Origin of the sequence: Prochlorococcus marinus str. MIT 0912, assembly GCF_027359595.1 — a bacterium.
GTDB lineage: Bacteria > Cyanobacteriota > Cyanobacteriia > PCC-6307 > Cyanobiaceae > Prochlorococcus_B > Prochlorococcus_B marinus_C.
The window spans coordinates 659,476-671,842 of the sequence record NZ_CP114783.1; the positions used below are offsets into that span (position 1 = coordinate 659,476).

At 35.2% G+C, this 12,367-nt stretch carries 8 protein-coding genes, 1 tRNA gene and 1 pseudogene; 7 read left to right on the forward strand and 3 right to left on the reverse strand.

Annotated elements, in window-relative coordinates; all coding sequences use genetic code 11:
* The first annotated feature begins 334 nt into the window (after positions 1–334).
* On the forward strand, positions 335–1,330 hold the full coding sequence (locus O5640_RS04140) for a ribose-phosphate pyrophosphokinase (RefSeq protein WP_269613387.1): 996 nt from the start codon (positions 335–337) through the stop codon (positions 1,328–1,330).
* A gap of 10 nt (positions 1,331–1,340) precedes the next feature.
* Here the strand turns inward: O5640_RS04140 and pepN are convergent, their stop codons facing one another.
* The 3 genes from pepN to O5640_RS04155 all read right to left on the reverse strand — a co-directional run bounded on the left by pepN (position 1,341) and on the right by O5640_RS04155 (position 5,126).
* Positions 1,341–3,962 (reverse strand): aminopeptidase N, encoded by a 2,622-nt coding sequence (pepN, locus tag O5640_RS04145; protein ID WP_269613388.1) that lies wholly within the window; start codon positions 3,960–3,962, stop codon positions 1,341–1,343.
* 27 nt (positions 3,963–3,989) lie between these two features.
* A complete protein-coding gene (locus O5640_RS04150) occupies positions 3,990–4,442 on the reverse strand; it encodes a Villin headpiece domain-containing protein (RefSeq protein WP_269613389.1) in 453 nt (150 codons plus the stop codon).
* A gap of 126 nt (positions 4,443–4,568) precedes the next feature.
* Complete coding sequence (locus O5640_RS04155) at positions 4,569–5,126, reverse strand: hypothetical protein (protein WP_269613391.1); 558 nt, start codon at positions 5,124–5,126, stop codon at positions 4,569–4,571.
* 107 nt (positions 5,127–5,233) lie between these two features.
* Between O5640_RS04155 and O5640_RS04160 the strand changes: the two genes are divergently transcribed.
* The 6 genes and pseudogenes from O5640_RS04160 to O5640_RS04185 all read left to right on the forward strand — a co-directional run bounded on the left by O5640_RS04160 (position 5,234) and on the right by O5640_RS04185 (position 12,365).
* Positions 5,234–6,379 carry a histidine kinase gene (locus O5640_RS04160; RefSeq protein ID WP_269613792.1) on the forward strand — a complete coding sequence of 382 codons (1,146 nt, stop codon included), beginning with the start codon at positions 5,234–5,236 and terminating at the stop codon, positions 6,377–6,379.
* Between the two features lie 49 nt (positions 6,380–6,428).
* A tRNA-Glu gene (locus O5640_RS04165) sits at positions 6,429–6,501 on the forward strand.
* A 313-nt stretch (positions 6,502–6,814) separates the two neighbouring features.
* Complete coding sequence (locus O5640_RS04170) at positions 6,815–7,960, forward strand: FAD-binding oxidoreductase (protein WP_269613393.1); 1,146 nt, start codon at positions 6,815–6,817, stop codon at positions 7,958–7,960.
* A 168-nt stretch (positions 7,961–8,128) separates the two neighbouring features.
* Positions 8,129–9,652 (forward strand): glucose-6-phosphate dehydrogenase, encoded by a 1,524-nt coding sequence (gene zwf / locus O5640_RS04175; RefSeq protein ID WP_269613394.1) that lies wholly within the window; start codon positions 8,129–8,131, stop codon positions 9,650–9,652.
* A 37-nt stretch (positions 9,653–9,689) separates the two neighbouring features.
* Positions 9,690–10,996 (forward strand): annotated as a pseudogene (locus tag O5640_RS04180) (glucose-6-phosphate dehydrogenase assembly protein OpcA).
* Between the two features lie 13 nt (positions 10,997–11,009).
* A complete protein-coding gene (locus O5640_RS04185) occupies positions 11,010–12,365 on the forward strand; it encodes a cobyrinate a,c-diamide synthase (RefSeq protein WP_269613395.1) in 1,356 nt (451 codons plus the stop codon).
* The last annotated feature ends 2 nt before the right edge of the window (positions 12,366–12,367 follow it).

Genomic DNA, 12,367 nt, shown 5'->3' on the forward strand with positions numbered 1-12,367 from the left:
AACTTAGGATTTATATTTTTTAATTCAAAACGATTCCAACTCTTTAAATGCCTAATATACCTAAATCAAGCTTTCTTTAGCCTTGATTCTTAGCAAAATCACCCTTAATAAACTTTAAGCCTTTACTTGAGGACAACTTATTAATGTTTTCAAAAGGAAATTCTTCAGATGAGATCTCTTTTACTCAACCACCCAAAACATAAGACAGGGCAATGTTTCAACATTTCAAAGAAGAGAATCAAGTTTTATAAGAAAAAATAAAAAAGAGCTTTTAGATGATCATGTATCAACATAAAGTAGATTAGTAATATTATTTCTTGCTTGCGGTGGAACCGTGACCAGTTTTATTACTGCAGTACAACCTGAGTCTACTAATCTCAAGCATGACACTAATAGACTCAGATTAATTAGCGGGACATCCAATACAGCATTAGCCAAAGAAATTGCGACTTATATGGGGGTAACTAATGTTCCTCTAGTTTCAAAAAGGTTTGCGGATGGGGAGCTTTATGTTCAAATCCAGCAATCAATTAGAGGATGTGATGTTTTTCTTATACAGCCAACATGTGCTCCTGTTAATGACAGCTTAATGGAGCTGATGATCATGGTGGATGCCTGCAAGAGAGCATCTGCTAGGCAAATTACAGCTGTAATTCCTTACTTTGGTTACGCCAGAGCGGACAGAAAGACTGCAGGTAGAGAGTCAATAACTGCGAAACTAACCGCAAATATTCTTGTCAAATCAGGCGTAGATAGAGTACTTGCAATGGATTTGCATTCGGCGCAAATCCAAGGTTATTTCGATATCCCCTGCGATCACATATATGGTTCACCTGTTTTAGTTGATTATCTATCAACAATGAAACTTGATGAGATCGTAGTCGTCTCACCGGATGTAGGGGGTGTAGCCAGAGCAAGAGCTTTTGCTAAGCAAATGGAAGACTCACCTCTAGCCATTATTGACAAGCGTAGGTCCGGGCATAATGTTGCCGAAAGCCTCACAGTGATTGGGGAAGTCTCAGGTAAAACTGCAATATTGATTGATGACATGATTGACACTGGAGGTACGATTTGTGCCGGAGCTGAATTACTTAGGAAAGAGGGTGCAAAAAAAGTTATTGCATGTGCATCTCATGCGGTTTTCTCTCCACCTGCATATGAGAGACTTTCAAAAGAAGGTCTTTTTGAACAAGTTATTGTGACTAATAGTATTCCAGTACCGAATAATTTAAATTTTCCACAATTAAAGGTCTTATCAGTTGCAAATATGCTTGGTGAAGCTATTTGGAGAATTCATGAAGAAAGTTCTGTTAGCTCAATGTTCAGATAATTAACTAAATTTACTTCAAAATTAGTTCCACTACTTCTCTTGTATTTGAAGATATATTCGCTTGATTTAGTTTTAATATAGATTTATACATTCCTTCCTTATTCTTTTCTACATAAGTTTTCCATTTACTAAAAATTTTGACCATTCTTGAAGCCGTTATTGGATTGATTTTATCTACCTGTATTAATTTCTCAGCCATAAATAAATAACCTTCTCCATCAAGAGAATGAAATAACTCAATGTTTTTACTAAATCCTCCTAGAACAGCTCTTATTGAATTTGGGGCCTTCCAATCAAATTTAGAATGTGATAGTAATTTTTCAATACCATCAATTCCTTGCTTATTAGGTCTTGAAGCCTCATAAGCAAACCATGAATCTAAAACTACTGGATTATCTTTCCAAAGGTTATAAAACAAATTAGAAGCTTTTTCAGTATTAACGTTATCAAGTGGCTTTAATGCACTCAAAGCTGTCCTTGAAATAGTCATTGAATAATGACTTATTGATTCAACACAAGTCTTCTGAACGTTTTTATCGCCTGCAAGCGTTAAATAAGACCAAGCAATTCCTAAAAGTTTTCTTTCTCCTTTACCCATTGGCCATTCATGGCCAACCTTAACAAATAAATTTTTAGCTAGTATTCTCAGCTGCTGAAGAATTTCATTACCAATTAAAATTTGAAATTTTAATGACTCTCTATAAATATTTATTGGATCCACTTTATTCAGTAAAGATTCCAATTCTGCGAAGCCAGGTATTGTTAATAGAGTTGCCAAGAAAAAAGGATCATTAATTTCTAAAGAGTTTATGGATTGTTTAATTGCAGAAATAAACCTATCTTCCAATGATTGATTTGCTTTATTAAAAAGCCTAGTTCTAATTATTTCGCGCATCAAATACTGACCGGAGTCCCACCTAGAAAAATAATCATTATCATTTAAGAAAAGGTAAAGATAATCATCTATAGTTAAATCAGATTCCCAAAGGACAGGTGAAGAAAAACCTCTAAAAAGTGATAAAACTGGAGCCTCTTTCTCACCTGGGGGAGTCTTAATTTGTAGACTCATTTTATTTTTATCTAAAACAAATAAATTATCCTCAGCTATAGGTATAGAACCTTTTTTTCTACTATAACAAGAATAAAGAATTGGTATAACCATTTCAATATTTTTATTAGTTGTATCACAATCTATTTTCTGCTCAAAAGAAACATTCAAAATTGAATTTTTTGAATCCCAAGATTGACTTATATAAACTTTTGGAGTACCTGCTTTATAATACCAATTAAGAAATTTTGTTAAATCAAAAGGACAATTTATTTCTTCTAAATAAGCTCCTTTTATTAATGAATTAATGAAATCCTCTGTAGTAGCAGCGCTACCATCAAAAGTTTTAATATAGAGATTAATACCTTTAAAAAATTTTTCTTTGCCTAGCAATAGCTGAAGCATTCTTATCAACTCAGCACCTTTTTCATAGATTGTTGTTGTATAGAAATTATCAATATCTATATACTCTTTAGGCTTCACCGCATGTGAAGTAGGACTCTTATCTTCAGCAAATTGAAAATTCCTAAGAAATGAGACATCTTCTATTCTTTTAAGTCCTGCACTATGAAGATCTGAAGTGAAAGATTGATCTCTAAAAACTGTCAAGCCTTCTTTTAATGAAAGCTGAAACCAATCTCGACATGTAATTCTATTCCCAGTCCAATTATGAAAATATTCGTGTGCTATTACACTTTCTATTCTCTCTAATTCATCATCAGTCGCGGTCTTTGAGTCAGCCAATACCAACTTTGAATTGAAAATGTTTAGTCCCTTATTTTCCATTGCTCCCATATTAAAATGCCTAACGGCAACAATTTTATATTCATCTAAATCATATTCAAGGCCATAATTATCCTCATCCCATTTCATTGCTTTTTTTAGAGATATTACGGCATGTTTTGTATATTTTTCATCTCCTGGTTCCACATATATTTTAATATCAATCGATCTTCCCGTATTTGTAAAATATATATCTGATACTGAATTTAATTTGCCAGCAACTAAAGCAAATAAATAGCATGGTTTTGGGAAAGGATCTTCCCATATAATTTCATGTCTACGCTGATTATTCTTTAAATTACCTGAATTCTTTTCATTACCATTAGATAATAAAACAGGATATAACTCCCTGTCTGCCTCAATTCTTACTGTATACCTACTTAAGATATCTGGCCTATCAGGATGATAACAAATACTTCTAAACCCTTCAGCCTCACATTGTGTTGTTAGCATTCCTGAGCTTAAGTACAACCCTTCAAGTGATGTATTGCTAAAAGGGTCTATTTGAGATCTAATTTTTAATTGAAATTCTGACACAGGAGGAGTATCTATAATCAAACTTTCATCAGAAATTGAATATTCTTCTAACTTCAATTCTTTTCCATTTATTGATATTGATAACAATTTAATTTGATTACCCTGAAGAATAAGCTTTGAAGATACTTTTTGCTTTGGCTTGATTATCATTGAAGATTGAACAACGACATACTCATCGCCAATATCAAAGTCCAGATATATACTTGGTATTAAATAAGGATATTCAGTATAGTCTGATAATTTAATAGATTTCTGAGCTGACATATTAAATAATTTATTTAAAAATTAAATCTATTTTTTTTGGTTTAATTGTTCAACCGTTTTTAAGAATTTCTTCTTATCCTCTTCTGGTACCATATCGGGACAATTTTTAATTGCACCATCAAGAAGTTGTAAAATCGCTCCATTATAAATATTTTTCTCTGGTATTTTTTCTTTTCCTAATTCTTTAATAAGTCCCCCATGTCGACTTGAAATAAGCAATGCATAATTTTTTGCTGCCAAGGAAATAGCTTTAGGAAATTCAACTTCAATCTGTCTTGCCATACACAGATAGCTAATTCCTATTTGTCTGTATAAAAAGATATCTTCATCACTAGCAGGTTTAAAATTAACTTCCTTTTTATCAGAGCTAGTTTTAATGGGGTTAGATTCTGACTTTATGGAGGAACTACAGCTTGATAAAAGTATTGAAGCGACAAAAAAAGACATAGCCAAGATTGTTTTTCTTGGAGATTTTTTCATTTTTCTCAAGTGATTTTAGCCAATAAAAAAAATCTTATTCAGCAAAAAATTTACTAAAAATTCTTCACTTGCAAATTAAATATATAATATACATTAAGGTCCATCAAAATAGATTTTCTAAACTTGTCAGTTGGGATTCTTAATCCTTATTTCATGGTGATTTTCGACTATTTTCAACTTATCATTAAACCAACTATAAATAGTTCTAGATCTAAATTTATCTTGGTCTATTAAGCGAGTGTGTTCTAATACGTGCCAATTATCGTAATTTGACTCAAATATCAATTCGTGTTCATCAACTTGCCTAATGTTGGAAATAGCTGAGGAATCAGATAAATAAGAACAATCACGTATTAGTTGATGACCTTGAAGTCGAGCAGTTATTTCTCCTTCGCTTTTATAGGTTGGTCTTTTGATAAAAAAATCATTTTCATCCTCGCACCACCACTTAAACCGATAACTTTCAAATTCCGAATCACTTTGAATTAACCTGCTGACATTTATGTACATCTCCAAGTTAATAGCCTTTTCTTCATCAAAAAAATATTGTCTTTTAGAATGCCAAATACCAATATTACGACCAAACCATCGCCTTAAATTACTATCAAAGTCAATCCTAAGTCTATCAATACCTACTGAAGAACTTCTATTTCTTCCAATACCAGATGAATGAGAAATAGCCATTTCCTGGAACTAAGAGATTTAAGAAGTATTCACTTAATTATTAGCTAATACCTAAAACGAGTCTCATTACCTTAAGGTATGCGTAATTATTTAGATTGCTCGACACTGTGGATAGTGCCGAAGCTAACGATAGACGGCAGTTAAAACTGTTGCTTGTGGCATCTCGCCACCATCTCACAAGGAGAGATATTCTTTCGTTAATAGAATTTTTGGAAAAAGAAGATTGTGGGTTTGACGTTGTTTTAGAATTCTCAGATCCTTCTGATAACCCTGAATTACTAGAGCTATATAGATTAGTAGCTCTTCCTGCACTAATAAAATTAGAACCTTCACCTAAACAGATTTTTGCTGGGACTTCTATCTTTTCACAGGTTAAAACTTGGGTTCCAAGATGGCAACATGAAGGGCTAATTAACGGAGTAGGAATAAATCTTAGAGCTAAAACGATTGAATCAGATCAAACCCAAAGAGAACTTCTTCTTGAGGATGATCTTCTAGTTCTTCGACAAGAAAACGAAGCACTCACAAAAAAAATACATTCGCAAGAAAGTCTCCTAAGAATGGTTGCTCATGAATTAAGGACTCCATTAACGGCAGCTGGCTTAGCTCTTCAAAGTCAAAAACTCGGACAAATCACTATGTCTAAATTTCAAGAGGTCTTAAAAAGAAGGCTAGAAGAAATTGAACTACTCTCAAAAGACTTGTTAGAAGTTGGAAGTACTAGATGGGAAACTTTGTTTAACCCTCAAAAAGTTGATCTCGCTAATATTGCTGCTGAAGCAATACTCGAGCTTGAGAAGCTATGGCTCAACCGCAAAATAAAAATAAATACAGACATACCATCTGATTTACCCTCTGTTTTCGCAGATCAACGAAGAATGATGCAAGTTTTGTTAAACCTCATAGAAAATGCTTTGAAATTTTCCGAAGACAAAGGTGAAATTTTTATAACAATGCTTCACAGAACAAATCAATGGGTTGAAGTAATAGTTCGAGATAATGGACCTGGAATTCCCCCAGAAGAACAACAAAGAATATTTGTTGATCGAGTCAGACTTCCACAAACTTCTCAAGAGACAATCGGCTTTGGCATTGGTCTTTCAGTTTGCAGAAGAATTGTTGAAGTCCATGGTGGAAAGATCTGGGTGGTTTCTAAACCAACTGAAGGCGCATGTTTCTACTTCACCGTTCCCGTATGGCGTGGCCAAAATAAGGATCAAGAAGCCTTGACGAGTGGCAAGGTTGGCCCGTAACTTTCAAATGTGATAACAATTACTTATTGAGTGATTTATCACTTCACCCGGCCCCATCGTCTAGAGGCCTAGGACACCTCCCTTTCACGGAGGCGACAGGGGTTCGAATCCCCTTGGGGCTATAAATAAAATGTATTTAAACCTTACTTATTGGGCAATTCCCTATTGAAGTTTTTTTTACAGCTTTAATTTACTGGTAATCACGTCTTTATATAAATGTTTGACCAATGGAACATCAAATAAGACAAACATAGAAAAAAAATATTCAGTTAATAAAAAAAGCACAAACACTAAAAACCCCTTTAGATAACTCGATCTGAGTAAAGAATTATCTTGTGACGGTCTAAAAAGATGAACTAATAAATTAGCAATATCAAGATAAAAGAGCTAAATGTAACCTCTTCTTGGTAATCTCACGTTCTAATTTAAGTTTTTATGGCTTACTCAGAGACAAAGGTAGTTATTGGTGGTCTTGCACATATTCCTATCATAATTGGTTTTTTCTACCTAATACGCAGGCAATATTCTTTTGGTGCAATGCTGAGGACTGGCAAGAATGCTTTTAGCGAAAAAGTTACAGCTACTTCTAAAAAAACCGCTGCACCTGCTAAAGCTGCCGCACCTGCTAAAGCTGCCCCACCTGCTAAAGCTGCCGCACCTGCTAAAGCTGCTGTACCTGCAAAGAAACCTCATGCAGATGTACCAGTTAATACCTACAAACCAAAAGCACCTTTCACAGGGACAGTAACTGAAAATTATTCAGCACTCAAAGAAGGAGCTATAGGGAAAGTTCAACACATAACTTTTGATTTATCTGGAGGAGATCCTGATTTCAAATATGTTGAAGGTCAAAGTTGCGGAATACTTGCAGCAGGTGAAGACGCAAAAGGTAAGCCACACAGACCAAGACTTTATTCAATCGCAAGCACAAGATATGGCGATAACTTTGCAGGTAACACACTCTCATTATGTGTTCGCCAACTTCAGTACGAAAAAGATGGTGAAACAATAAATGGTGTTTGCTCTACCTATTTGTGCAATTTATCCCCGGGAGATAAAGTCAAAATTAGTGGACCTGTAGGGAAAGAGATGCTTCTTCCAGAGGAAGAAGATTCAAACATAATAATGCTTGCTACAGGTACTGGGATAGCTCCAATGAGAGCTTATTTAAGAAGGATGTTTGAACCTACTGAAATTGAAAAACATAAGTGGAATTTCAAAGGCAAAGCTTGGCTATTCATGGGTGCACCAAAAACAGCCAATCTTCTCTACGATGCAGATTTTGAACACTACAAATCTAAATTCCCTGAGAATCTTAGATACACTAAAGCAATCAGCAGAGAACAACAGAATTCAAAGGGAGGAAGAATGTATATTCAAGACAGGGTTCTTGAACACGCGGAAGAAATATTCAATATGATTGAAAATCCTAAAACTCATATTTATTTATGTGGCTTAAAAGGAATGGAGCCAGGTATAGATGAAGCAATGACAACTGCAGCAGCTGCGAAAGGTCTAGACTGGTCAGAACTTAGACCTAAACTTAGAAAAGCTGGTAGATGGCATGCTGAGACTTATTAAAAAAACAAGAAAGTCTGGAAAGCGATAATTATTAATTAATTTAGAAAAAATTTTTCTATATTTAAAGAATAAATTTCAACTTTGTTTTTGACATACGACCAGATAAAGGCGGAATGATCAGAAGCAATTTGGATTATATTTTTCATCTAATTGGCAAGGAATTTATCAATGAGCATGCCAGTAACAAACCCATTGAGGGTAGGTCTTCGCCAAGAGAGAGTAGTTCCTCCTCAATGTCTGGTTATTTTTGGTGCCTCAGGGGATCTAACGCACAGGAAACTTGTTCCTGCGTTATTTGAGCTTTTTAAGCAAAGAAGATTACCAAGTGAATTTGCAGTTTTAGGCTGTGCAAGAAGAGCATGGACAGATGAAATATTTAAAGAAAAAATGGAAGAAGCTCTTTCTTCTCAAATAGCAGAAAGTCCAAAGGAATGGGAACTATTTTCTCAAAATCTTTTCTATGAACCTGTAGACCTGCAGCAACCAGAACACCTCGTAAAGCTTGGGGAGAGACTTGAAATAATTGATAAGTCAAGAGCAACTCATGGCCACCGAACCTTTTACCTTTCAGTATCTCCCAAATTCTATGGAAGTGGATGTAGAGCTTTAGCTGCCGCAGGATTATTAAAAGATCCAAAACGTAGCAGAGTTGTAATTGAAAAACCATTTGGAAGAGACTTCAATAGCGCTCAGTCTCTTAATTCTCTCGTTCAAGGTTGTGCTCAAGAAACTCAAATATTTCGAATAGATCATTATTTAGGAAAAGAAACCGTTCAAAATATTCTTGTTCTCAGATTTGCAAACACTATTTTTGAGCCTATTTGGAATAGAAATTATATATCCAGTGTTCAAATTACCAGTTCTGAAACAGTTGGAGTTGAAGATAGAGCTGGATACTACGAATCCTCTGGAGCATTAAGAGATATGGTTCAAAACCACCTGACTCAAATGCTTGCTCTAACAGCAATGGAACCACCTGGACATTTTGATCCAGAAGCCATAAGGAATGAGAAAGCCAAAGTTCTTCAGGCAGTAAAGCTTGCTAATGAAGAAAAACCTTGGGAATGTTGCGTTAGGGGACAGTACTCAAAAGGAGGTAGCGAGGAAGATCCACTACTTGGATATAGAGAAGAACCAGGTGTTAATCCAAACAGCACAACCGAAACATATGTAGCTATGAAACTTTTCATAGATAATTGGAGATGGCAAGGAGTGCCTTTTTACGTAAGGACAGGGAAACGATTAGCCAAAAGACTTAGCGAGGTTGTTCTAACATTTAGAGAAGCTCCTGTTCACCTATTTGATGCAGCAGGAGGATGTCCAACGTCAAACCAATTAATTCTTAGGATTCAACCAAACGAAGGAGCTGAATTTAGTTTTGAGGTTAAATCACCAGGGTCTGGGATGAGAAGTAGACCTGTAAATATGGAGTTTTCTTATGACGAATCCTTTGGCGAGCCATCTGATGAAGGTTATGTAAGACTCCTTGCTGATGCAATGCTTGGAGATCCAACATTGTTTACTCGAAGCGATGAAGTAGAGGCTGCTTGGCGTCTTTATACCCCTCTACTAGAGAAGATTGAGGATTCTCCCTGGGAATTACCTGTTTATCAATATGAATCAAGGACATGGGGGCCTACTGAATCGGACTTACTTATTGGGAAAGATCAGCTTCTATGGAGAAGACCTTAAAGAAATTAAATCTAAATCTTTTATTCGAAACAAATTAATGTCTCCTCAACTAACGCTTCAAACACCTCTTCAGCTTCCACCAGCTGAAATTCCTACTTATCTTGAGCAACTCTGGTCACATGATGAGCGAGGAGATAAAGGAGCCAATACCTTTTGTTTAATTGTCTGGCAACCGGCTTGGATTGAACAAAAATTAGTCAAAACTGGAAAAATATCTGGTCCCGTAGTAGGAAGTCAAAGGAATGATCTTATAGAGGCTGCTAGAGAAATAATCTTAAAAGGAGATCTTCCTAATAGCACTTCACCACTTGACTTCAGAGTTCAATCGTCAATTCAATGTGAAGAGTTAATTACAAATGTAGAAGACCTCAGGGGCCAACACATTGACACCTCAATTAGTAATTTGCAACCTCGAAGATTAATAACTATTGCACCAACAATTGAGAAAGAAAATAATTTAGAAACTTTGGTGGCAGCATATTGTCCTCTGCCTGAAGAAGGGGGAGGTAAAACAGCTTGTGGCGACGTAATCGTTTTAAGAGGTAATAAAACCGCAATCAATGATGGTCTTGAAATAGTTGAGAGTCTTGTCCCTGATGAACTGCCCTCTTGGTTGTGGTGGAATGGAAGAATTGATGAAGCCCCTAAATTCCTAAATGCTCTGGCGCTGCCTAATCGGAGATTAATTATTGATACTGCTCTAGGAGAACCAATGGTCTGCTTAAATTTATTGCTTCAAAGAATTCAATCTGGACAGGCTGTTAATGACCTGAATTGGCTTCGTCTTAGAGGTTGGAGAGAAACCTTAGCAATGGTATTTGATCCACTTCAAAGAAGAAATTCTCTTGATAATTTACAAAAAATTGACATCGATATCGAGGGTTCTCAGACAGTTCAAGGTCTTTTACTTGCTGCATGGATTGCCGATCGTCTTAACTGGAAACTTGAAAATTGCATCTTCTCAAAAAAGATCAGCTGAAAGTTAATTTTCTTCGTCCTGACAAAACTCTTGTTGAAGTTGGTATTACCTCTCTACCAATTGGAAAACCAAGCATAAATCCTGGACAGATCGTTGGTTTGAGATTAATTGCAAAAGCTAAAAACAAACAAAAAAACGATATTTGTGTAATCCTTGCTTCAGAATCCGGCGAGTGTATGAGATTAGAAGCTGGAGGTATGGCAAGAATGGAACTTATTGAACAAGTCGTTCCTATTCAAAAAAACTCTTTAGAAAATGATGTTGCTCGTTTACTTTCCAGCAGTAGAGGCAATACGAGTCCTTTACTTGCGAGTGCGACACCAATAGCAAAAGAAATGCTTGATTTAGTTAATCAAGCTAACTAAATTTAGTCATTAGATGGCATGCGTTATCTCTGCGATATCAAGTAATAGTGGGAAAACACTTTTAAGTCTTCTTTTAATTTCTTGGTTAAAAAGTATAGATAAAACAGTTCAGACTTTTAAAGTTGGGCCTGATTATTTAGACCCTCAACAACTTACCGCGGCCTCAAGCAAAGCTTGTCGAAATCTTGATTTAATTCTCTCCGGTGAAATTTGGGTTAAAGAAAATTTTATTCATTTCGCAGGATTAACTGATTATTCGTTTGTTGAAGGGGTCATGGGGTTATTCGATGGGATTGGCAGTAGTTCAAGAGGTAGTACAGCCGAATTAGCTAAGGTTTTAAATCTGCCAGTAGTCCTTATTGTTGATGCTAGGGGGAAGGCTGCATCACTAGCAGCCTTAATAAAAGGATTTAGAGAACACGATACGGAATTAAACATTGCAGGCGTTGTTCTTAATAATGTTCAAACTGAGAGACATGAAAAAATATTATTGGAGGTTCTTGATCAAATCAATATAAAATCATTAGGTTCTATTCCTTCATGCAAAGACTTATATCTTCCCTCAAGGGATTTAGGTTTAGTTCCAGCCCATGAAATTCTAGACTTAGAACTTAAAGTTAAAAAGTGGGCATCAATAGCCAAAGATTATCTAGATATCAAAAGTTTTAGAAAGCTTTTATTACCTCCACAATATAAAAGCAAAATAATTAACTTACGGCCAAAGAAAGACTCCGTATTTATTCAACCAGTTGCTATCGCTGAAGATGATGCTTTCCATTTTAGATATCAAGAAACAAAAGAATTATTAGAAGAAAACGGTATGCCAACTATTACTTGGAAACCGATTGAAAACGAACAGATTCCAAAAGAAGCTAGAGGATTAATAATTCCTGGTGGTTTTCCTGAACGATATGCAATCGAATTAAGTAATTCAAAAAAAAGCCTGGACTCAATAAGAATGTTTTCAAAGAAATTTCCTATCTATGCGGAATGTGGCGGAATGATGCTTTTGGGTAAAAGTATATTTGATCTTGAAGGGAAAGAATATTCAATGGCCGGTATATTACCTTTTAAGGCTAAAAAAGGTAATTTAAAAATTGGTTATAGAGAGACAACAACTAAAAATAAAAGTCCTATTACTAATCCTGGCAATAAACTAATAGGACATGAGTTTCATCGCTGGGAAATAATGAATGAAAGGTATAATTCAAAAATAAATCGACTATGGGATATCAATGGATGGAATATGGAGATTAAAAATGAAGGTTTTTGTAATCATTTAATTCATGCAAGTTGGATACATCTACATTGGGCAAGTTCGCCTCTTATTCTAGATAATTGGAAAAGAAGTGTTATAAGTAATGCATAAAA